Raw genomic sequence first — 22,101 nt, forward strand, 5'->3', positions numbered from 1 at the left:
TGCTGTGGCGCATTTGCAACTGGCCGATGGCGTACTGAACTATCAAATCGATGGCCCGGCGGATGCTCCGGTGCTGGTCTTGTCCAACTCCCTCGGCACCGACCTGGGCATGTGGGACACGCAGATCCCCGTGTGGAGCGAGCACTTCCGTGTGCTGCGCTATGACACCCGCGGCCACGGCGATTCGCTGGTGACCGCCGGCCCGTACAGCATCGAGCAACTGGGCCGCGACGTCGTGGCCTTGCTCGACGCCCTGGACATCAACAAGGCGCACTTCGTCGGCCTGTCGATGGGCGGCCTGATCGGCCAATGGCTGGGCATCAACGCCGGCGAGCGCCTGGCCAGCCTGACCCTGTGCAACACCGCCGCCAAAATTGGCAGCGATGAGGTCTGGAACCCGCGTATCGACACCGTGCTCAAAGGCGGCCAACAGGCCATGGTCGCGCTGCGCGACGCGTCCATCGCCCGCTGGTTCACCCCGGCCTTCGCCCAGGCGCAGCCCGAGCAGGCCCAGCGTATCTGCCAGATGCTCGCGCAGACCCAGCCTGAGGGCTATGCGGCCAACTGCGCTGCGGTACGCGACGCCGACTACCGCGAGCAGGTGCAGCGTATCCAAGTGCCGACGCTGATCGTTGCCGGTACTGAAGACGTGGTGACCACGCCGGAACATGGCCGCTTCATGCAGGCGGCTATCAAGGGTGCCGAGTATGTCGATTTCCCGGCGGCGCACCTGTCCAACGTCGAGATTGGCGAGCGCTTCAGCCGCCGTGTACTCGACTTCCTGCTGGCCCACTGAGGACAACGCCATGGATGAGAAACAACGCTACGACGCGGGCATGCAAGTGCGCCGCGCGGTGCTGGGCGATGCCCACGTGGACCGCAGCCTGGAGAAGCTCAACGACTTCAATGGCGAGTTCCAGGAAATGATCACTCGCCATGCCTGGGGTGATATCTGGACCCGCCCCGGCCTGCCGCGCCATACCCGCAGCCTGATCACTATCGCCATGCTGATTGGCATGAACCGCAACGACGAGCTCAAGCTGCACCTGCGCGCCGCTGCCAACAATGGCGTGACCCGTGACGAGATCAAGGAAGTGCTGATGCAGAGCGCGATCTATTGCGGTATTCCGGCAGCCAATGCCACCTTCCACCTGGCGGAGTCGGTGTGGGATGAGCTGGGGGTTGAGTCGCGCCAGCCGTGACCTTCGCTGTTTTCACTGGCCCTATCGCCGGCTTGCCGTCGATGGGGCCAGTGGCGGCAACTGTTGTCACACCGCCGCGTTTTTCTGCCTGATGGCGACCGGCCCGGCGTTGGCTTCCACGGCCCGCTTCAGCGCCGGGCACAACCCCAGCATGAATGCAGCTTCGGCCACCACGAACAGCGGCCCGATGATCAGCCCGCTGATGTCGTCGACGAACGCCGGCTTGCGGCCCTCGTAGTAGTGGCCGACGAACTGGATGATCCAGCCCAGCACAAATGCCCCCAGCCCAGCCCCCAGCCACAGCCCGGTGCTTTGCACCGCCAGTACCTGGCCAAGCCACAGGCACAGCCCCAGCAGCAGGCCCATGACCAGCCCGAAGCGCAGGTCCAGGCGCAGGTAGAACCACACCGAGGCGGCGGCCGCCAGCAGGGCAGGTGAGAGCCAGATGCCTGCAATGTCCCAGCCTGGGCGCGACAGCAGGATGGTCACGGCCAGCACGATCAGTGGAATGCCGACGAAATGGGTGGCGATGTTGCGCGGGTCGCGGTGGTAATTGGCGTACTGGCTCAGGTGCTCTTCGAGGTTTTTCATTGTTGTGCCTCCCTGGTTTGCCTGATCGGGTTTTACTGCCTGTGCCGGCCTCTTCGCGGGCAAGCCCGCTCCCACAGGTATCTCGCTGCCCTCAGGCTCGGCGACACATCTGTGGGAGGCACAGGCAACCTATATTGCTCAGGATAGCCTGCAGCCCACCAGCATCATCACTTCAGCGAATGGCAGCACTCCGCAGGGGCGCATCCAGCCCTACCAGCGTCTCGATCATCGCCCGCGCCGCCGGCGACAACCGGTAGCCGCTGCGGCTGACCACGCCGCAGCGCACGCTGAGCACCTCCAGTGCGGGCGGCAGGTTGCGCCAGTGCAGGCGCACCAGGCTGCCGGCCGCCAGGTCTTCGGCAACGGCTTCTTCGCTGGCGGTACCGATTGCATTACTGGCCTGCACGACACTGCGCAGCACCGCCAGGTGCTCGGTCTGCAGGTGCGGGGTGAAGTCGTTGCGCCCGCTCAGGTTGGCCAGCCGCTTGCGCACACCGGGCGCGAGCAGGGCGCTGGCCAGCGGGTAGGTGAACAGGTCGTTGGTCGACAAGCTGTCCTTGGCCAGCAACGGGTGGCCGGGGCGGCAGAAGAACAGGCCGGGGCGTGGCGAAAGCGGCTCGGTATGGAAGTTGGGGTCGGCCTCGAACGGGCGGATGTCGTCGACGAAGAATTCGATCTGCTCACGGCGCAGTGCCTGGCCGAGGCGCTCGGCATTGTCCACCAGCAGCGAGGTACGAATACCCGGGTGGCTGTCGATGAAGTGGCGCAGGGCATCGGGGACCAGGCGAACAGCCAGGGCTGGGCCGCTGCCGAAGTGCAACTCGCCAGCGTCGAGCTTGGTCATCTGCAGCACTTCGTTGCTCAACTGCGCGGCACCTTGCACGAGGCGGCGTGCGTGCTGCAGCACCACCAAGCCTTCGGGGGTGGGTGGCAGGGCCTTGCTGGCGCGGTCTACCAGGGCGCAGCCGAATGTCTGCTCCAGGCCTTGGATGGCACGGCTGAATGCAGGCTGGGTGATGCCCATGGCTTCAGCGGCGCGGACAAAACTGCGGTATTCGTTGAGGGCGATGAAGTAGCGCAGTTGACGGAGGTCCATGTCGCGGCTCTGGGGCGGGGATCAGGGCTCGATTTAAGCTGTTACAGCTTATGTCGTCAACGAAGGTTTGTTTAGGTTGTTATGCGATAAAGTTATTTGTGCGTCAACTCATCCGGCCTCTTCGCGGGTAAACCCGCTCCCACCCTGTGGGAGCGGGTTTACCCGCGAAGAGGCCTGTGAAATTACAGCAGGTTCAACGGGTAGCTCACGATCAAGCGGTTCTCATCGAACGCGTTGGTGCTGAAGTCCCGGCGCATGGTCGAGTTGCGCCACTTCAACGAAAGGTCCTTGAAGCTGCCCGACTGCACCACATAAGCCAGTTCCGTTTCCCGCGCCCATTCCTTGCCGTCGTCAACGCCACCTGCAGTCACGTTGTCACCCTTGATATAGCGGTTCATCAGGGTCAGCCCCGGTACCCCGACAGTCGCGAAGTTGAAGTCATGGCGCACCTGCCAGGAGCGTTCCTTGGCGTTGTCGAAGCTTGAGTTGTAGCTGTCGTTGGCCAAGGTGCCGCCGCTGGTACCGTTGACGCGCATCCAGGCGTCATCGCCGCTGACCTTCTGCAGGCCGACGTAGAAGGTATGGCCCTGGTAGCGAGCCGAGAGCAGCGCCGAGGCGGTGCGGTTGTCCAGGTCGCCGGCGCGCTCGGCACCGTCTTCCTTGCCGGTGAAGTAACCGAGGTTGGCGCCCAGGGTCCAGTCGCCCAGTGGCTGGCTGTGGACCAGGTTGAGGTACTGCTGGCGGTAGATGTCCTTGAGCTGGGCATCCCACAGGGCAATCGTCGTGCGCTTGTCGTTGAAAGTGTATTCACCGCCGCCGAAATTGAAGCGGTCGGACGTGAAAGCACCGCGGCCATTGAGCGACATGTCTTCCATGCTGGCGTCGTTGCGCGGGCTGTTGGCGCGGAACTGGCCGGCGTACAGGGTCAGGCCGTCGATCTCCTTGGAGGTCAGCTGGCCGCCGCGGAAGGTTTGTGGCAGCGAGCGACCATCGTCGGAGCGCAGGATCGGCAGCACCGGCATCCATTCGCCGACCTTCAATTCGGTCTGCGAGAGCTTGGCTTTCAAGGCCACGCCCAGGCGGCCGAAATCATCGGCGGGGCGGCCATCGTCGTGCACCGGCAGCAGGTGCGTGTTGGTGGTGCCTTTACCGCCATCGAGCTTGACCGAGTACAGGCCCAGTACGTCCATGCCGAAACCGACGGTGCCTTGGGTAAAACCGGAGCGGGCGTCGAGGATGAAGCTTTGGGTCCACTCTTCGGCCTTGGCCTGCGGGTGAGCCGGGTCGACGAAATTGCGGTTGATGTAGAAGTTGCGCAGGTTGAGGGTGGCCTTGCCGTCCTCGATGAAACCACCGTCGGCGGCGAACACGGGGAGGGTGCAGGACATGGCCAACAGGCCTGGCAGCAGCTGGCGTGCGGGGTACGAAATGCTCATCTGTCGTGGATCTCTTGTTTTTATTGGCGAACCGTTGCATTGCAGGATGCGGCCTGCAAGCACGGGTCTTTTGATGAACGTGGGCAACGTTGCGTGAGCGGATGGTGCGGGGTAGGGAAGGGGCGAGGCAATTCGTCGCAGACGGTATGGGGCGATTATCGAACGGAATGTTCCAGTTGGTTAATTGTTTTTATGCACCGGCCTCTTCGCGGGCAAGCCCGCACAGGACTGTGTCGAGCCTGAGGGCAGTTAAGTACCTGTAGGAGCGGGCTTGCCCGCGAAGAGGCCGGCGCCGACAACCGAAAACAAAAAGCCCACCGCGAAGGTGGGCTTGATGCTGCTAGCGGATCATTCAGCCTTTCGGTGTTTCCACCGAAGCTTGCTGATTGGCCTGACCGGTTTTCTCGTACCAGCCACCGCCGAGCGCCTTGTACAGGTTGACCTCGCTGGTCAGCTGCGACAGGCGATCACCGATCAGTGCCTGCTGGGCGCTGAACAGGTTGCGTTGGGCGTCGAGGAAGGTCAGGTTGCTGTCGATACCGATACGGTAGCGACGCTCCGCCAGGCGGTAGTAATCCTGGTTGGCTTGCACCAGGTCACGTTGTGCCTGCAACTGCTCTTCGAAGGTCTTGCGCGCCGCCAGGCCATCGGAGACTTCCTGGAAGGCGGTCTGGATGGTCTTTTCGTACTTGGCGACGTTGATGTCCTTCTGGATCTTCGAGTAGTCCAGGCTCGCCTTCAGGCTGCCGGCGTTGAAGATCGGCAGGTTGATCTGCGGCTGGAACAGCCAGGTGCCCGACCCCCCCTTGAACAGGCCGCCCATGTCCGGGCTCAGGGTACCGGCATTGGCGGTCAGGCTGATGCTGGGGAAGAACGCTGCGCGGGCCGCGCCGATGTTGGCGTTGGCGGCCTTGAGCAGGTGCTCGGCTTCCTGGATGTCCGGGCGACGCTGGAGGATGTCCGACGGCAGGCCGGCCGGTACTTCGGCCAACTGGTCGGCATTGAGCTCCAGTGGCGCAGGCAGGTCGGCCGGTACGCCGGTACCCAGCAGCACGGTCAGGCTGTTGAGGTCCTGTGCAACCAGGCGCTGGTACTGCGAGTACTTGACCCGCGCGCCTTCCACGGCGGTGCGTGCCTGGCTGAGGTCGAGGGCAGAGGCCACCCCGACTTCATTGCTGCGACGGGTCAGGTTGTAGCTTTCCTGGTAGGTCTTCAGCGTTTCTTCGGTCAGCTTGAACAGCGCCTGATCCGCCTGCCAGGTGTAGTAGGCGTTGGCCACGCTGGCCACCAGGGCGATCTGCGTGGAGCGCCGCGCCTGCTCGCTGGACAGGTAGGTTTCCAGGGCCTGCTCGCTCAGGCTGCGCACCCGGCCGAACAGGTCCAGCTCATAGGCGCTGACGCCAAGGGTGGCCGAGTACTGGCTGGTGATATCAGCTTGGCCAGTTTGCGACATGTCTGCCGGTACCCGCTGGCGGCTGCCGCTGCCGGTGGCCGAAACCGCCGGGAACAGGTCGGCCCGCTGGATGCGGTACTGCGCACGGTAGGCGTCGATGTTCAACGCCGCGACACGCAGGTCGCGGTTGTTGACCAGCGAGGTCTGGATCAGCTGCTGCAGGGCCGGGTCGTGGAAGAACTGGCGCCAGCCCTGTTCGGCGGCGGCAACGTCTGCCGCTTCGGTCGGCGAGTACGCAGGGCCTTGCGGCCACTGCGCTGCCACCGGCGCTTCCGGGGTCTGGTAGTCAGGGATCAGCGAGCAGCCGCCAAGAATCAAAGCGGTTACCGCCAGGGACAACAAAGACTTGGTCATTGCCCAGCCTCATAACGTGGAGTTTCAGGGGTGACGTCTTTTTCCGGCTGTTTGCTGCCGAACAGCGACGACACTGCGACGAAGAATAGCGGTACCCAGAAGATTGCCAACACGGTGGCGCTGATCATGCCGCCGATCACGCCGGTGCCGATGGCGTGCTGGCTGCCGGCGCCCGCGCCGCTGGCGATGGTCAACGGTACCACGCCAAGGATGAACGCCAGCGAGGTCATGATGATCGGGCGCAGACGCATACGGCACGCCTCGATCGCGGCGTCGTACAGGCTGCGGCCCTGCTCGTGCAGTTCTTTGGCGAACTCGACGATCAGGATCGCGTTCTTCGCCGCCAGGCCGATGGTGGTCAACAGGCCGACCAGGAAGTACACGTCGTTGGACAACCCGCGCAGGCTAGTGGCGATCAGTGCACCGATGATCCCCAGCGGTACGACCAGCACGACGGCGATCGGGATCGACCAGCTTTCGTACAGCGCTGCCAGGCACAGGAACACGAACAGGACCGAGAGGGCGAACAGTGCCGGCATCTGCGAGCCGGAGAGTTTTTCCTCGTAGGACATGCCGGTCCAGGAGAAGCCGATACCGCTTGGCAGTTCGCCGGCGATACGCTCGACTTCGGCCATGGCCTCACCGGTACTGTAGCCAGGCGCTGGCGCACCGAGAATTTCCATCGCCTCGACGCCGTTGTAGCGGGACAGCTTCGGCGAACCGTAGGTCCATTCACCTTTGGCGAAGGAGGAGAACGGCACCATCTCGCCCTTGCCGTTGCGCACGTACCACTTCTGCAGGTCTTCCGGGCTCATCCGGGCGTTCGGTTCGCCTTGGATGTACACCTTCTTGACCCGGCCACGGTCGATGAAGTCGTTGACGTAGCTGGCACCCAGGGCAATCGACAGGGTGTTGTTGATGTCGGCAATGGTCACGCCCAAGGCGCTGGCACGTTCGTCATCGATGGTCAGCTGGTACTGCGGCTCATCGTTCAGGCCGTTCGGGCGCACGGCGCTGAGCACCTTGCTCTGCGCGGCTTTTGCCAGGAACTGGTTGCGTGCTTCCATGAGTTTGGCATGGCCGACACCGCCGCGGTCCTGGAGGAACACGTCGAAGCCGGTGGCGTTACCCAGCTCGAGTACGGCAGGCGGGGCGAAGGCGAATACCATCGCATCGCGGAAGGTGAAGAAGTGCTGCTGGGCACGCTGGGCCAGGGCGAACACGCTGTTCTCCGCTGAGCGCTCGCCCCATGGTTTGAGCATGATGAATGCCATACCGGAGCTCTGACCGCGACCGGCGAAGTTGAAGCCGTTGACGGTGAACACCGACGACACGGTATCGGCTTCGTCCTTGAGCAGGTACTCACGCATCTGGTCGACCACCGCCTGGGTGCGCTCGGCACTGGAGCCTGCCGGGGTCTGCACCTGGGCAAACAGTACGCCTTGGTCTTCTTCAGGCAGGAACGCCGTCGGGATGCGTGCGAACAGCCAGATCATGCCAACCACGATCAGCGCGTAGGCCAGCAGGAACGGCACCTTGTTGCGCAGGATGGTACCGACGCTGCGCTCGTAGCCGTTTACGCTGCGGTCGAAGTTACGGTTGAACCAGCCGAAGAACCCACCTTTGGCCACATGGTGCTCGCCCTTTTTCAGCGGCTTGAGCATGGTGGCGCACAGTGCCGGGGTGAAGATCAGCGCCACCAGCACCGAAAGGCCCATGGCCGAGACGATGGTGATGGAGAACTGCCGATAGATCACACCGGTGGAACCACCGAAGAAGGCCATTGGCAGCAGTACCGCCGACAGCACCAGGGCGATACCCACCAGGGCACCCTGGATCTGCTCCATGGAGCGCTTGGTCGCCTCCTTGGGTGGCAACCCCTCTTCGGACATCACCCGCTCGACGTTTTCCACCACGACGATGGCGTCGTCCACCAGCAAGCCGATGGCCAGGACCATGGCGAACATGGTCAGGGTGTTGATGCTGAAGCCCGCGGCGGCAAGGATGCCGAAGGTACCCAGCAACACCACCGGTACGGTCATGGTGGTGATGATGGTGGCGCGGAAGTTCTGCAGGAACAGGTACATCACCAGGAACACCAGGACCACGGCTTCGATCAGGGTGTGGATTACCCCGCTGATCGATTCGGTGACCACCGGTGTGGTGTCATACGGGAACACGGCCTTCACGCCAGGCGGGAAGAACGGCTCGAGGTCGCTGATGGTCTGGCGCAGGGCCTTGGCGGTGTCCAGGGCGTTGGCACCGGTGGCCAGTTTGACCGCCAGGCCCGACGCCGGCTTGCCGTTGAACTGGGCGCTGACGGCGTAGTTCTCGCCACCCAGGCCTACTTCGGCGACATCGCCCAGGCGTACTTGGGAACCGTCGCTGTTGACCTTGAGCAGAATCTTCTCGAACTGCTCGGCGGTTTGCAGGCGGGTCTTGCCGATGATGGTGGCGTTAAGCTGGGTACCCGGCAAGGCCGGCAGGCCGCCGAGTTGGCCGGAGGACACCTGCACGTTCTGCGCGGCAACTGCGGTCTTGACGTCGACTGGGGTCAGCTGGAACTTGTTCAGCTTGGCCGGATCGAGCCAGATACGCATGGCGTACTGCGCACCGAACACCTGGAAGTCACCCACACCGGCCGTCCGCGAGACCGGGTCCTGCATGTTCGAGACGATGTAGTTGGCCAAGTCGTCCTTGGTCATGCTGCCATCTTCGGACACCAGGCCGATCACCAGCAGGAAGTTTTTAACTGCCTTGGTGACGCGGATACCTTGTTGCTGCACTTCTTGCGGCAACAGCGGCGTGGCCAGGTTCAGCTTGTTCTGAACCTGAACCTGCGCGGTGTCGGCGTTGGTGCCTTGCTCGAAGGTGGCGGTGATGGTCATGCTGCCGTCGGAGTTACTTTCCGAAGACACATAACGCAGGTTGTCGATACCGTTGAGCTGCTGCTCGATGACCTGCACCACGGTGTCCTGCACCGTCTGCGCCGAGGCGCCCGGGTAGGTCACGGCGATGGCGATGGCCGGTGGCGCGATGCTCGGGTACTGGTTGATCGGCAACTTCAGGATCGACAGTGCCCCGACCAGCATGATCACCAAGGCGATCACCCAGGCGAAGATCGGGCGATCGATAAAGAACTTCGACATGGTTTACTCCGCTTTGGCGTCTGCTTTCGCCGCGTTGGCCTGATCAGGGCTGGCCGGCTTGTTGACGTTGGTGGCTTCGCTGACCTTGACCTCGACGCCTGGGCGCACGTATTGCAGGCCTTCGGTGATCAGGCGGTCGCCTGGGTTCAAGCCTTCCTCGATCAGCCAGTCGCTGCCCAGGGTGCGGCTGGCCTTGAGCTGGCGCAGTTCGACCTTGTTTTCCTGGTTGACCACCAGTGCGGTCGGCGCGCCTTTGAGGTCGCGGGTCACGCCCTGCTGTGGGGCCAGGATGGCGTTGGCGTTGACCCCGGCGCGCAGGCGGGCATGCACGAACATGCCAGGCAGCAGGGTGTGGTCGGGGTTCGGGAAGATCGCGCGCAGGGTCACCGAGCCGGTGGTCTCGTCGACCGCGACTTCGGAGAACTCCAGGCGACCCTGCTGCTTGAACAGGCTGCCGTCTTCGAGCACCAGTTGCACCGAGGCGGCGTTGTCGCCGGCCTTTTGCAGCTGGCCGCTTTCCAGGTCACGGCGCAGCTTGAGCAGCTCGGCGGTGGACTGGGTGACGTCGACGTAGACCGGGTCGAGTTGCTGGATGGTCGCCATGGCGTTGGTCTGGCCATTGCTCACCAGTGCACCTTCGGTGAACGTGGAACGGCCGATGCGGCCGCTGATCGGTGCCAGGACCTTGGTGTAGCGCAGGTCGATCTGGGCGCTCTTCAGTGCTGCCTCGGCCTGCAATCGTTTGGCATTGGCGTCGTCGTATTCCTGTTTGGAGACGGCTTGCTCATCGATCAGCTGCTTGTACCGCTCGGCCAGCGAGCGGGTCGCCTGCAGGTTGGCCTGGGCATTGGCCAGGTTGGCTTCATAGACGGCAGGGTCGATCTGGTAGAGCTGCTGGCCTTCCTTGACGTCGCTGCCTTCTTTGAAGAGGCGCTTGAGGATGATGCCATTGACCTGTGGGCGCACTTCGGCGACGCGGTAGGACGTGGTACGCCCCGGCAATTCCGAGGTCAGGGTGAAGGCTTGTGGTTGGAGGGTCACGACGCCGACCTGAGGAGCCTGCGCGGCAGGCGCTGCTTCTTCTTTCTTGCAGCCACTGAGCAGTGTTGCCAGGGCGACGGCGGAAACCAGAGCGGTAACGGCTGGCTTGAATTGCATGAGGATCCTCGGGGCGCTGGAGCAGGAGACGCTCAAGAGTAATGGAAGAGTCTGGTCAGAAAAATGCTATCGGGTGGATAAATAGCTTGCTAAGGAATATACTTACATTCATGGTTGTTTGTAAATACCGCTGGGTAGTACTTGGCTACTGCCGCAGCCCTTGATTAGCCCATCCGGGAGACGCCCTGCAGAGGCGACCCCGGCGGTTTCCCCGTGTGCGCCGCGCGCTCGGGCCCAGATGAGGTTGTACTGCCATGGTCCGTAGAACCAAAGAAGAAGCCCAGGAAACCCGCGCCCAGATTATCGAGGCGGCGGAAAAGGCCTTCTACAAGCGCGGGGTTGCGCGAACCACCTTGGCTGACATCGCCGAATTGGCGGGCGTGACCCGAGGTGCGATCTACTGGCACTTCAATAACAAAGCTGAACTGGTACAGGCGTTGCTCGACAGCCTGCACGAAACCCATGACCACCTTGCGCGTGCGAGCGAAAGCGAGGATGAGCTGGACCCGCTTGGTTGCATGCGCAAGCTGCTGTTGCAGGTGTTCAACGAGCTGGTGCTCGATGCCCGAACCCGGCGTATCAATGAGATTCTGCATCACAAGTGCGAGTTCACCGATGACATGTGTGAAATTCGCCAGCAGCGCCAGAGCACGGTGCTGGATTGCCATAAGGGCATTACCCTGGCGCTTGCCAATGCAGTGCGCCGGGGCCAGTTGCCTGCCGAGCTGGATGCCGAGCGCGCGGCGGTGGCCATGTTTGCCTATGTCGATGGCCTGATCGGGCGCTGGTTATTGCTGCCAGACAGTTTCGATCTGCTACGTGACGTCGAAAAATGGGTCGACACTGGGCTGGATATGCTGCGCTTGAGCCCTGCTCTGCGCAAATGACTCTTTGTTAAGGATTGTGAGGGAGTGTTTCCTCATTGTATTAACGGGGCATTAAAAGCGGGGGCCGCGCTGCGGCCCATCGCAGGCAAGCCAGCTCCCACCCGAATTGTGTAGCCTCCAAGTCTAGCGCCACACCTGTGGGAGCGGGCTTGCCCGCGAAGAGGCCGGAACAAGCACCACAAGACAGTTGCTCCCACACGCGTGGCGCTGTACTTGCAGGAGCGGCCTTGTGTCGCGAAAGGGCCGCAACGCGGCCCCAGCAGGCTCAACGCCCACGCAATTGCCGGTCCGGCAACGCCAACGCCACCACCAGCCCCAGCAGGGCGATCACGCCACTGCCCATCAGCAAATGGCTGAACGTCTCCAGCAACCGCGCTTGGGTCTGCGGGTCTGCCTCGCCAGCCTTCAGGCTCCCCAGCAATGGATTGCCCAGCAACTCGAACCCACCTTGGTGCAGCAACGCCAGCAGCAGGCTGGACATGCACGCCACGCCCATGGCTCCCCCGAGTGAGCGGAACAGGTTGGTGGTACTGGTAGCCACGCCGATGTCCTTGATGTCCACGGCGCTCTGCGTGCCCACCAGCGAAGTCGGAAACTGCAGCCCGCAGGCTATGCCGGTCAGCAGCATGAACACGGCACTGAGCAGGGCCGACTGCGGCGGTGTGATCGCCATGGCGAAGATGGCCACCGGCATCAACAGTGCACCGGCGAGAATTTGCGGCTTGTAGCGCCCGGTGAGGCTGGTCATGCGGCCCCCGGTAAAGGCGCCCATCGGTAGGCCCATCGCCAGTGGCAGCAGGTGCAATGCCGCGCTGTCGGCGCCCGCCCCGGTGATGCCTTGGTAGCGCAAGGGCATCAGCATGGTCAGGGAAATCGACTGGAAACTGGCGAAAAAGATCACGCCCCAGCACAGCACCGCGACGCGGTTGCCGAACAGGCCGAGGGGCAGCAGGGGCTCCTGGCAGCGCCGCTCGTGGGCAATGAACAGCATCAGGCCAAGCACCGCGCAGGCGAACAGCGCCAGCACCGGCGGCGCTGTCCAGGCGTGCCCTTGGCCGACCAGGGTAATGCCCAGCAGTAGGCTGCCCAGGCCAAGAATCATTAGCACCGCGCCCAGGTAGTCCACCTGGGCCTCGCGACGCTTCACCGGCATGTCGCCGAGCGCCCGGTGGATCGCCCACAACGCGACCAGCCCCAACGGCAGGTTGATCCAGAACACCCAGCGCCACGACAGGTACTCGGTCAGCCAGCCACCGAGCACCGGCCCGGCGACGCTGGCCACGGCGTACATACTGCTGAAGTAGCCCTGGTAACGCCCGCGTTCGCGGGGCGGCACGAAGTCCCCGATGATCGCCTGGCTGACCGACACCATGCCGCCCGCGCCAACCCCTTGCAGCACGCGCGCCAGCACCAGTTGCTGCATGTCCTGGGCCAGGGCGCAGGCAATCGACGCCAGGGTGAACAGCGAGATGCCGGTCAGGATCATCCGCCGCCGGCCGTACAGGTCGCCCAGCTTGCCGTAGATCGGCACTGCCACGGTCATCGCCACCATGTAGCCAGAGATCACCCAGGCGAGCAGGCCGACATCGTTGAACTGGGCCGAGATGGCCGGCAACGAGACGGCGACGATGGTTTGGTCCAGCGCACCGAGGAAGATGGCCAGCATCAGGGCGGTGAGCACGTTGCGCAGCACGGTCGGGGGCAGGGCGGCAGTCACGGGGTTACCTTGGCAATGGGCTTGAGGCCGATGAATTGTAACCTGACTTAGGTAGCTTCCTATGTACTATCTGCATCCCCTATGCAAGATCGGCATTGGCGCATTCATCCAGTGAGGCATGGCTGCGTGATATCGTGGCTAGACCGCAGGGGCTGTAATCCGTGGCCTGCACCAGCTTGGTGCAGCTATTTGCCGCAGGGTTTTCGTGCCGCTGTATCCCACACCTTTTATTCCTCTGCCTGCATGTCGAGCATGACCGCCCAGATGGCGACGGTTGGAACAGGTCAGGTAGACCCGATTCAGGGGTCGGTAGCAACCGTTCAATTTCACGTTATTGCGGAGTGATCATGCCCAGGGCTTCCCACCAAGATTTGCGTTTTGCCTTCCGCGAGCTGCTCGCTTCAGGTTCCTGCTACCACACAGCGTCGGTGTTCGACCCGATGTCGGCGCGCATTGCCGCCGACCTGGGCTTTGAAGTCGGCATTCTTGGCGGTTCGGTGGCTTCGCTGCAGGTACTGGCTGCGCCGGATTTTGCCCTGATCACCTTGAGCGAGTTCGTCGAGCAGGCCACGCGCATTGGCCGTGTGGCGCAACTGCCGGTGCTCGCCGATGCCGACCACGGCTACGGTAACGCGCTGAATGTCATGCGCACGGTCATTGAACTGGAGCGTGCCGGTGTGGCGGCGCTGACCATCGAAGATACCCTGCTGCCGGCCCAGTTCGGGCGCAAGTCCACCGACTTGATTCCGGTTGAGGAAGGCGTCGGCAAGATTCGCGCTGCGCTTGAAGCACGGGTCGATTCGTCGCTGTCTATCATCGCCCGCACCAACGCCGGTGTACTGACCACCGAAGAAATCATCGTGCGTACCCAGAGCTACCAGAAGGCCGGGGCCGACGGTATCTGCATGGTGGGGGTGAAGGATTTCGAGCAGCTCGAGCAAATCGCCGAGCACCTGACCGTGCCCTTGATGCTGGTGACCTACGCCAACCCCAACCTGCGCGATGACGAGCGTTTGGCGCGCCTGGGCGTGCGCATCGTGGTCGATGGCCACGCCGCGTACTTCGCAGCCATAAAGGCCACTTACGACTGCCTGCGCCTGCAGCGCGGCCAGCAGAACAAGTCTGAGAACCTCAGCGCCACCGAACTCTCGCACACCTACACCCAACCCGAGGATTACATCCGCTGGGCCAAGGAGTACATGAGCGTCGAGGAGTGACCGGCAGGGCGCCGTCAGCTCAACGCACGGCGCTCAAGGTGGCGCTTTGTGGCACGCAGTGTTCGTGCTGACAATGGGCGGCCGAGCTGGGTTGGTTGCGCAGCAGCTCAACCCGCCAGCAGGCCGACCCGTACAGCCCGGCGATGGCAAACAGCGCCATGACCAGCGCAAACCTTCTTGTTTTGATGCCCATGGTGCTCACCTCCTGTTACAACGCCAGGTGATACCTCTAAGCGTAGGCCAATCCCCGACGCTGTGGGGTTACACCAGGTCCTGATCCCATTCCGGCTCGGCCTTGAACCGCTGCGCGAGAAAATCCAGCATGCTGCGCAAGGTCGCCGGCATGTGCTTGCGCGAGGTATAGACCGCATTCAGGTTGAGTTCGCGTGGCCGTGCTTCGGGCAGCAGGCGCACCAGTTCGCCCGTGCGCAGGGCGGCGGCAGCCTGGTAGGTCGGCAACATGGCGATGCCCGCACCGGCCAGTGCCGCCTTTTGCAGGGTCATCGCCTCATTCGCACTGATGTTGCCCTCGACCGGGACGGCAACGGCTTGGCCCTGCACCTCGAAATGCCAGAGGTGATGGCCGAAGTAGGCATGGGTCAGGCAGTTGTGCCCGCTCAATTCCTCGATCCGCTGCGGCGTGCCGTGCTCACGCAGGTAGGCCGGTGCCGCGCACACCACCGAACGGCACACGGTCAGACGCCGGGCGATCAGGTTCGGGTCCAGGTCGTTGCTGGTGCGGATGGCCAGGTCGATGCGCTCGTCCACCAGGTTGACCGTGCGATCGAGCATCTGCAGCTCGACCTTCACCCCGGGGTAGCGCCGTACATACGCGGCCACGGCATCTACCAGTTGAGCCTGCCCGAATGACGTACTGACGCTGATGCGCAGCGCGCCGCGAGGGGCGTCGTCCGGTTGGCGCACGGCCACCTGCAGGTCACCGGCGAGTTCCAGCAGTTGGCGGCAGCGTGGCAGTGTTTCCTGGCCGGCGGCAGTCAGGCTCAACTTGCGCGTGGTGCGCTGCATCAGCCGCGCACCAACCCAATCCTCCAGTTCCGCCAGGTAGCGTGAAACCACTGGCCTGGACAGTTGCAGGTGGTCCGCTGCCGCCGATTGGCTGCCCAGGTCGATGACAGTGACAAAAACGCGCATCGCGTTGAGACGGTCCATGATTTGCCCGATTTTAGAAACAAACTATGTTTGAGCATCGCATTTTTTGGCATGGATCGGGCAACTAAGCTGGTGAGCATTCTTCTTCAAGACGGACCGTTGCGATGTCGCTATTCACTCCCTTGCGTGGCCTGATGCTGGCCTGTGTTGCGCTGACCGGCCAGGCGCTGGCTGCCGAACCTTTGCAGTTGGACGTCTACAACCCTGGCCACGAGGCGATTTTCCCGGTCAGTTCGGTGATTGTCAGTGGCGAAAAGGACGCCGTGCTGGTCGATGCCCAGTTCGGCAAGGCCCAGGCCGAACAGGTGGTCGAGCGCCTGCGTGCCGGAGGCAAGCGGCTGACAACCATCTACATCAGCCATGGCGACCCGGACTACTACTTCGGCCTCGACACACTGACTCAGGCTTTCCCACAGGCCAAGGTCGTCGCCTCTGCGGCTACCGTCGCGCATATTCGCCAGACCATGGACGCGAAGCTGGCCTACTGGGGCCCGCAAATGGGCGCGGACAAACCGGCCCGCCTGGTCGTGCCTGCGGTGCTCGAAGGCCATCGCCTGACCCTGGAGGGCCAGGCGCTCGACGTGGTCGGCCTGGACGGCCCGCAGCCCGATCGCAGCTTTGTCTGGATTCCGTCGATCAAGGCGGTAGTCGGTGGGGTGGTGGTATCGGAACACATCCATGTGTGGATGGCCGATACCCAGTCGGCCAAGTCGCATGCCGACTGGCTGGGCACGCTCGAGCGGATCGAGCAGCTGGCACCGCGCACCGTGGTCCCCGGCCATTACCTCGGCCAAAGCAGCCGTTCGCTCGCCGCCGTGCGCTTCACGGCGGGCTACATTCAGGCATTCGATGCCGAAACCGCCAAGGCAAAAGACGCCGCTGCGTTGGTGGCTGCGATGAAAAAACGCTACCCGGACCTGGCCGACGAGAGCTCGCTGGAGCTCGGCGCCAAGGTCGCCAAGGGTGAGATGAAGTGGTAATTCCGTTCAACTGATGGAGTGTTTCCCATGAGCAAGATCGCAATCATTGGCGCCACCGGCCGTGCCGGCAGCCAGTTGCTGGAAGAAGCCCTGCGCCGTGGCCACAGTGTGGTGGCCATTGCCCGCGACCCGTCGCAGCTGCAGGGACGTGAGGGGGTGACCGTGAAGGCACTCGATGCCAAGGACAGCGCAGCGCTGCAAGCGGCTGTCGCCGGTGTGGACGCGGTGTTGAGCGCTGCGCATTTCTCGACGATCGAAGCGCACGCCATCATCGAGCCGGTCAAGCGTGCCGGGGTCAAGCGCCTGCTGGTGGTGGGCGGGGCGGGTAGCCTGCTGTTGCCTTCGGGGCACCGGGTGATCGACAGCCCGGACTTCCCCGAGGCCTACAAGGCCGAAGCGAGCGCGGGTGTGCGTTTTCTAGAGGTACTGCGCCAAGAGCCGAACCTGGACTGGACCTTCCTGTCGCCGTCGGCGGAGTTTGTCGAAGGCGAGCGCAGCGGGCACTACACGCTAGGCAAGGATCATCTGCTGATCGGTGCCGATGGCAAGAGCTGGATCACCTTTGCCGACTACGCGATTGCCATGCTCGATGAGCTGGAGAAACCCGCGCATTCGCGGGCGCGGTTCACCGTCGGTTATTGAGCCACTGCCTGCAGCCAGTCCAGCAACTCGACCAGCCCGGCTGGCTGTTGCCTGGCCTGGCTGACCAGGTAATAGCCTTTTCCGGTCGTCACCTTCAGGGCAAACGGCATGCACAGCCGCTTGCTGCGCAGGTCATCGCCGATCAGCGACCAATCGCCGATGGCCACTCCGGTGCCCTGGGATGCCATGGCCATCGCCATGTCCAGTGTTTCGAAGTGCTGCTTTGGCCCCTGTACATCGAACGTGGCACCGGCCGCCTGCAGCCATAAACGCCAGTCATGCTCGTCACGCGAGGGGTGCAGGAGCATGTGGCGCATCAAGTCGTCGATGTTGGCCAACGGCAACGGGCCTTGCAGCAGCGAAGGGGCGCACACTGGCGTCAGTTGTTCGTCGAACAGCTTGCGCACCTGCAAGCCCTGGTTCGGCGCGCTGCCATACACCACCGCCGCATCAAAGCCTTCGCGGGCAAAATCCACCCCATGCTGCACGGTGGTGGTCAGCTCTACTGGCACATCCGGGCGCAGCGCCTGCCATTCCATCAGGCGCGGCAGCAGCCAGCGCATCACGCAGGTTGGCGCCTTGAGTTGCAATGTGGCGCTATGCCCGCCGACTTCCCGCACGCCTTGTTCGATCAGGGCAAATACCTGTTGCACCCTGGGCAGCCAGTCCTGGCCTTCACGGGTCAGGCTCAGGCCACGGGCCTGGCGCTGGAACAGGGCGTAACCGAGGTGCGCTTCAAGCGCGGCGATCTGCCGGCTCACGGCACCTTGGGTGATGTGCAACTGCTGCCCCGCTCGGGTGAAATTGCAGTGCTGGGCAGTCACCAGAAAGGTGTGCAGGGCGGGCAGGGGAGGAAGGCGTTTCATTGCACTGAGCCATGATTTGAAGACATGGCTAGTATGTGTTTTTTTGCATTGTGGCGATAGCGCTGCCTTGGGTCCAATAAGCGCAGATTTCAACAAGACTCAAGGTAAACACACATGGCAACCTGCGGCGAAGTACTGGTCAAACTCCTTGAAGGCTATGGTGTGGACCATGTCTTCGGCATTCCAGGCGTGCATACCGTTGAGCTCTATCGCGGCTTGGCAACGTCCTCCATTCGTCATATCACCCCGCGCCACGAGCAAGGTGCCGGCTTCATGGCCGACGGCTACGCACGCACGCGCGGCAAACCCGGTGTGTGCTTCATCATCACCGGCCCAGGGATGACCAATATCACCACCGCCATGGGCCAGGCCTATGCCGATTCGATCCCGATGCTGGTGATTTCCAGTGTGCAATCGCGCGATCAGCTGGGCGGAGGCCGCGGCAAGCTGCACGAACTGCCCAACCAATCTGCACTGGTGTCGGGTGTGGCAGCCTTCTCCCAAACCCTGATGAGCGCAGACGACCTGCCCCAGGTACTGGCCCGGGCCTTCGCCGTGTTCGACGGTGCTCGACCGCGCCCGGTGCATATCGAGATTCCGCTGGACGTACTGGTCGAGCCGGCCGATCACCTGTTGCCGGCCCGCCCGGTCCGCAGCAGCCGGGCAGGTGCCGCGCCGCAGGCCGTGGCGCAGATGGCCGAGCGCCTGGCCCAGGCGAAGCGCCCGTTGATCCTGGCCGGCGGCGGTGCATTGAACGCTGGCGCTTCGCTGGCACGCTTGGCAGAGCAGCTTCAGGCACCGGTGGCATTGACCATCAACGCCAAGGGCTTGCTGGCTTCCAATCATCCTTTGCAAATCGGTTCGACTCAATCGCTGCCGGCTACCCGTGCGCTGGTGGCCGAAGCGGATGTGGTATTGGCAATCGGTACCGAGCTGGCCGAAACCGACTATGACGTGACCTTCAAGGGCGGCTTCGAGATCCCAGGCAGCTTGCTGCGGATCGACATCGACCCGGACCAGACGGTGCGCAACTATCTGCCTGAGCTGGCGCTGGTCGCTGACGCCGACCTGGCCGCCGAAGCACTGTGCGTTGCCTTGCAACAGCAGCCGCTGCCGGCGCGTGAAAGTACCTGGGGGCCAGCACGCGTCACGCAGCTGCGCGGATCGCTGGCGGACGGCTGGGACCAGCCGACCCTGAGCCAGACCCGCCTGCTGACCAGTATCCTCCAGACACTGCCCAACGCCATTCTGGTCGGGGATTCGACCCAGCCGGTGTACTCCGGCAACCTCACGCTGGACATGGATGAGCCTCGCCGCTGGTTCAATGCCTCGACCGGCTACGGTACCTTGGGCTATGCACTGCCGGCGGCGATGGGCGCCTGGCTGGGCAGCGCCGCGCAGATCGCCGAGCGCGCGCCGTCGGTTTGCCTGATTGGCGACGGTGGCATGCAGTTCACTCTGCCGGAGCTGGCCAGTGCGGTCGAGGCGCAGGTGCCGCTGATCGTGCTGCTGTGGAACAACCAGGGTTACGAAGAAATCAAGAAGTACATGGTCAACCGCGCCATCGAGCCGGTCGGGGTGGATATCCATACCCCTGACTTCATCGGCGTGGCCCGGGCGTTGGGCGCTGACGCGGAGCATGTGAGTGATGTCGCGCAGTTGCAGGCGGCACTGGGGCGTGCGGTGGAGCGCAAAGGGCCGACGTTGATTCAGGTTGATCAGAATCAGTGGCAGGCGGCCGTTGCAGGTTAACTGAAACGGCCGGTAACCCTTACCCCGCTGTGGCGCGCAACCGCGCCACATCGCGGATCGGTGGTGCGCCATACAGCCGGCTGTACTCGCGGCTGAATTGCGAAGGGCTTTCATACCCTACGCGATAGCCCGCCACCGCTGCCTCAAGCCCGTCATTGAGCATCAGCCGCCGGGCCTCCTGCAGGCGTAATTGCTTCTGGTACTGCAGCGGGCTCATCGACGTCACGGCCTTGAACCGATGGTGCAAGGTCGAGGTGCTGAGGTTGACCTCACGGGCCAGGTCCTCGATGCGCAACGGCTGCTGGAAGTTCTGGTTGAGCCAGGTGATGGCCTGGCATACCCGATGGGTCTGGCTGTTGGCCAAGGCGATTTCATACAGCCGATAACCCTGCGGCCCACGCAGCAGGCGGTAAAGGATTTCGCGGCGGATCAGCGGCGCCAGCATGGCAATGTCCCGCGGCGAATCCAGCAGGCGGATCAGGCGCAGCAGCGCATCCAGCAATGCGGCATCGGTCTTCTCCACATACAATCCACGGCCGGAAGGCAGGCTGGGCACCAACATCGGCCCGCTTTCGGCAATCAGCTGGCTGATCTCGGCCGGGTCCAGGTCCAGCCGCAGGCCCAGGCTTGGGTTTTCTGGGCTGGCATCAAGCTTCACGCCGCTCAGTGGCAAGGTCACCGACACCACCATGTAGTGCAGTGGGTCGTAGACGTACTGTTCGTCACCCAGGAACAGGCTCTTGCTGCCATGGGCAAGGACGCACAAGGCCGGCTGCGCCAAGGTAGGCACCGAGCGGACACTCTCCCGATAGCTGACCAGGTACAGGTCGTCGATGGCCGACGCGCTGCCGGGTGGGTCGCCGGCATGCCGGCGGATCAGCTCGGCCAGCTCCTGGCGTTGCACTTCCAGGGTCGGTTCGATGGACGTGGGGGTGGTCATGGTGGCTTCCTCTACTGACTGACGCAGCATAGGTTTGGGCAATGGCGGGCGCTAGTCGAAAGCTGCCGGGCGATTGCCTGATCCTGCCGCGGTGCAGGATCAGGCAATCGCCCGGCAGTAATAGCCTAACGCGTCGCGCGTGCCAGCCTCTAACCTTGGCAGCCTGGTTTTTCGTCCGCCTGCTCAAGGAGATCGTGCAATGACCCTACGACAACCGGTCACCCACTTGGCTTTCATCCGTGCCAGCAGCGGTCGTTCGGCCGAGCTGGGCGCGCGCCTGCGCGATCTGCTCGAACCCTCGTTGCGCACACCGGGGTGCCTGAGCTTCACGGTCCAGCGCTCGCAGGCCGACGCCGACCTTTGGCTGCTCAGCGGCAGCTGGCGTGATCAGCAGGCGATGAGCGGCTACTTCGCTTCGCCAACCCTGGAGGTATTCGGCGAGCTGGTGCAGGCGCAAGTGGTCAGCAGCCTGGACCTGCATACCTTCGATTGATTGCTGATGGGCACAGGTTAAAATGTCGCCCTTCGATCAACTACCCAGAGCGCAGCATGGCACGTAGAGAGTTCCCGCAGTTCGAAGCCGTTTCGGCGATGGTCCCGGTGGAAGGTGGTGGCTACAACGCCGCCATCGCGGTGAAGGCGCTGGGCATGGGCGGGGCGCCGCGTTTTCACAAGGTACTGGACGGCCAGGTGTTCAAGGGCGCCATGGCGGCCGATGAAGCCGCCTGCGCCGAGCTGGAACGCCTGCAGGGCGTCAGTGAAGAGGGCGAGCTGATCTGGTGATCAGTTGCCCACTTGCGGCCTGGCCATCTTGAACAGATTGCCCAGTTCGAAATAGTCCGCCGGGCCGCCGCCACGCAGGATCGGTTCGGCGGCGGCGGTGTCGTAGATACCGTTTTTCAGCAGGTGCTCGGCAATGTGCACCGCCACCACTTCGCCGAGGATCAGCCAGCTGGGCACCGACTCCTGGTCTGCCCGTTTCAGCTGGACGATCTGGCTCACCTTGCACTCGAACGCCACCGGGGTTTCGCCCACCCGTGGCACTTTGACGACGCGTGACGGCGCTGCTGTCAAACCGCTGAGTTCGAACTCATTGACGTCTGCCGCTACCGCCGCGCAGCTCTGGTTCATCGCCTCGGCCAACGGCCGGGTCGCCAAGTTCCAGACGAACTCGCCGGTCTGCTCGATGTTGTTCAGGCTGTCTTTGCGCCCGACGCTGCAGAAACCGATGATCGGTGGGATGTAGTTGAAGGCGTTGAAGAAGCTGTAGGGCGCCAGGTTCAGGCGGCCTTCGCGGTCGTGGGACGAGATCCAGCCGATTGGGCGGGGGCCGACGATGGCGTTGAAGGGGTCGTGGGGCAGGCCGTGGCCTTTGGCGGGTTCGTAGTAATACATCGGTGCTGGGCTTGCTGGCCCTACCTCTTGGGGGACGAGGCGCTAGTGTGCCAAGCCTTTGCCCGGCTGGAAATGATCAAGCCCGGCCGAAGCCGG

21 protein-coding genes are annotated in these 22,101 nt (G+C 63.4%); 9 read left to right on the top strand and 12 right to left on the bottom strand.

Annotation, left to right across the window (positions count from 1 at the left end):
• Positions 1–4 precede the first annotated feature (4 nt).
• A complete protein-coding gene (gene pcaD / locus AC5PZ0_RS04915; protein ID WP_085273603.1) occupies positions 5–796 on the top strand; it encodes a 3-oxoadipate enol-lactonase in 792 nt (263 codons plus the stop codon).
• 10 nt (positions 797–806) lie between these two features.
• Positions 807–1,202, top strand: a complete 396-nt coding sequence (pcaC, locus tag AC5PZ0_RS04920) for a 4-carboxymuconolactone decarboxylase (protein ID WP_008097270.1) — start codon at positions 807–809, stop codon at positions 1,200–1,202.
• 66 nt (positions 1,203–1,268) lie between these two features.
• Here the strand turns inward: pcaC and AC5PZ0_RS04925 are convergent, their stop codons facing one another.
• From AC5PZ0_RS04925 to ttgA, 6 genes are all read right to left on the bottom strand, one after another.
• Positions 1,269–1,793 (bottom strand): Mpo1 family 2-hydroxy fatty acid dioxygenase, encoded by a 525-nt coding sequence (locus tag AC5PZ0_RS04925; protein ID WP_493854461.1) that lies wholly within the window; start codon positions 1,791–1,793, stop codon positions 1,269–1,271.
• A 172-nt stretch (positions 1,794–1,965) separates the two neighbouring features.
• Entirely contained in the window at positions 1,966–2,889 is a 924-nt protein-coding gene (locus AC5PZ0_RS04930) for a LysR family transcriptional regulator (RefSeq protein ID WP_099430326.1), read from the bottom strand.
• A 182-nt stretch (positions 2,890–3,071) separates the two neighbouring features.
• Positions 3,072–4,325, bottom strand: a complete 1,254-nt coding sequence (locus AC5PZ0_RS04935; protein WP_027594095.1) for an OprD family porin — start codon at positions 4,323–4,325, stop codon at positions 3,072–3,074.
• A gap of 352 nt (positions 4,326–4,677) precedes the next feature.
• Positions 4,678–6,132 carry an AdeC/AdeK/OprM family multidrug efflux complex outer membrane factor gene (locus AC5PZ0_RS04940; RefSeq protein ID WP_454242998.1) on the bottom strand — a complete coding sequence of 485 codons (1,455 nt, stop codon included), beginning with the start codon at positions 6,130–6,132 and terminating at the stop codon, positions 4,678–4,680.
• Positions 6,129–9,281 carry a multidrug efflux RND transporter permease subunit TtgB gene (ttgB, locus tag AC5PZ0_RS04945; protein ID WP_265968430.1) on the bottom strand — a complete coding sequence of 1,051 codons (3,153 nt, stop codon included), beginning with the start codon at positions 9,279–9,281 and terminating at the stop codon, positions 6,129–6,131. The genes AC5PZ0_RS04940 and ttgB overlap by 4 nt, the downstream gene beginning before the upstream one ends.
• 3 nt (positions 9,282–9,284) lie before the next feature.
• On the bottom strand, positions 9,285–10,439 hold the full coding sequence (gene ttgA / locus AC5PZ0_RS04950; RefSeq protein WP_027594098.1) for a toluene efflux RND transporter periplasmic adaptor subunit TtgA: 1,155 nt from the start codon (positions 10,437–10,439) through the stop codon (positions 9,285–9,287).
• A 254-nt stretch (positions 10,440–10,693) separates the two neighbouring features.
• Between ttgA and ttgR the strand changes: the two genes are divergently transcribed.
• On the top strand, positions 10,694–11,326 hold the full coding sequence (ttgR, locus tag AC5PZ0_RS04955) for an efflux transport transcriptional regulator TtgR (protein ID WP_027594099.1): 633 nt from the start codon (positions 10,694–10,696) through the stop codon (positions 11,324–11,326).
• Positions 11,327–11,591: 265 nt separating this feature from the next.
• Here ttgR and AC5PZ0_RS04960 read toward each other — a convergent pair whose 3' ends face one another.
• Entirely contained in the window at positions 11,592–13,043 is a 1,452-nt protein-coding gene (locus AC5PZ0_RS04960) for an MDR family MFS transporter (protein WP_493854462.1), read from the bottom strand.
• Positions 13,044–13,390: 347 nt separating this feature from the next.
• Between AC5PZ0_RS04960 and AC5PZ0_RS04965 the strand changes: the two genes are divergently transcribed.
• Entirely contained in the window at positions 13,391–14,260 is an 870-nt protein-coding gene (locus tag AC5PZ0_RS04965) for an isocitrate lyase/PEP mutase family protein (RefSeq protein ID WP_027594101.1), read from the top strand.
• Between the two features lie 19 nt (positions 14,261–14,279).
• Here AC5PZ0_RS04965 and AC5PZ0_RS04970 read toward each other — a convergent pair whose 3' ends face one another.
• Together AC5PZ0_RS04970 and AC5PZ0_RS04975 are read right to left on the bottom strand one after the other, a co-directional pair.
• Positions 14,280–14,453, bottom strand: a complete 174-nt coding sequence (locus AC5PZ0_RS04970; RefSeq protein WP_172960383.1) for a hypothetical protein — start codon at positions 14,451–14,453, stop codon at positions 14,280–14,282.
• A gap of 68 nt (positions 14,454–14,521) precedes the next feature.
• A complete protein-coding gene (locus AC5PZ0_RS04975; protein ID WP_099430320.1) occupies positions 14,522–15,430 on the bottom strand; it encodes a LysR family transcriptional regulator in 909 nt (302 codons plus the stop codon).
• A gap of 104 nt (positions 15,431–15,534) precedes the next feature.
• On the opposite strand from AC5PZ0_RS04975, the gene AC5PZ0_RS04980 reads away from it, so the two are divergent.
• The gene (locus tag AC5PZ0_RS04980; protein WP_493854463.1) at positions 15,535–16,410 is read left to right on the top strand and encodes an MBL fold metallo-hydrolase; all 876 of its coding nucleotides are present in this window, start codon (positions 15,535–15,537) and stop codon (positions 16,408–16,410) included.
• Positions 16,411–16,437: 27 nt separating this feature from the next.
• Entirely contained in the window at positions 16,438–17,052 is a 615-nt protein-coding gene (locus AC5PZ0_RS04985; RefSeq protein ID WP_027594104.1) for an NAD(P)-dependent oxidoreductase, read from the top strand.
• Here AC5PZ0_RS04985 and AC5PZ0_RS04990 read toward each other — a convergent pair.
• On the bottom strand, positions 17,046–17,918 hold the full coding sequence (locus AC5PZ0_RS04990) for a LysR substrate-binding domain-containing protein (protein WP_099430317.1): 873 nt from the start codon (positions 17,916–17,918) through the stop codon (positions 17,046–17,048). The genes AC5PZ0_RS04985 and AC5PZ0_RS04990 overlap by 7 nt on opposite strands.
• Positions 17,919–18,032: 114 nt before the next feature.
• Between AC5PZ0_RS04990 and AC5PZ0_RS04995 the strand changes: the two genes are divergently transcribed.
• Positions 18,033–19,670 (top strand): 5-guanidino-2-oxopentanoate decarboxylase, encoded by a 1,638-nt coding sequence (locus tag AC5PZ0_RS04995; RefSeq protein WP_493854464.1) that lies wholly within the window; start codon positions 18,033–18,035, stop codon positions 19,668–19,670.
• Between the two features lie 19 nt (positions 19,671–19,689).
• On the opposite strand, the gene AC5PZ0_RS05000 is transcribed toward AC5PZ0_RS04995, so the two are convergent.
• Positions 19,690–20,610, bottom strand: coding sequence for an AraC family transcriptional regulator (locus AC5PZ0_RS05000; RefSeq protein WP_027594107.1), 921 nt, complete (start codon positions 20,608–20,610; stop codon positions 19,690–19,692).
• 199 nt (positions 20,611–20,809) lie between these two features.
• Between AC5PZ0_RS05000 and AC5PZ0_RS05005 the strand changes: the two genes are divergently transcribed.
• Both AC5PZ0_RS05005 and AC5PZ0_RS05010 read left to right on the top strand, forming a co-directional pair.
• Positions 20,810–21,103, top strand: coding sequence for a putative quinol monooxygenase (locus AC5PZ0_RS05005; RefSeq protein ID WP_027594108.1), 294 nt, complete (start codon positions 20,810–20,812; stop codon positions 21,101–21,103).
• 56 nt (positions 21,104–21,159) lie between these two features.
• On the top strand, positions 21,160–21,393 hold the full coding sequence (locus tag AC5PZ0_RS05010; RefSeq protein WP_099430315.1) for a hypothetical protein: 234 nt from the start codon (positions 21,160–21,162) through the stop codon (positions 21,391–21,393).
• On the opposite strand, the gene AC5PZ0_RS05015 is transcribed toward AC5PZ0_RS05010, so the two are convergent.
• On the bottom strand, positions 21,394–22,005 hold the full coding sequence (locus tag AC5PZ0_RS05015) for a flavin reductase family protein (protein ID WP_027594110.1): 612 nt from the start codon (positions 22,003–22,005) through the stop codon (positions 21,394–21,396).
• Positions 22,006–22,101 lie beyond the last annotated feature (96 nt).

The organism is Pseudomonas sp. 5.2, from assembly GCF_059025405.1.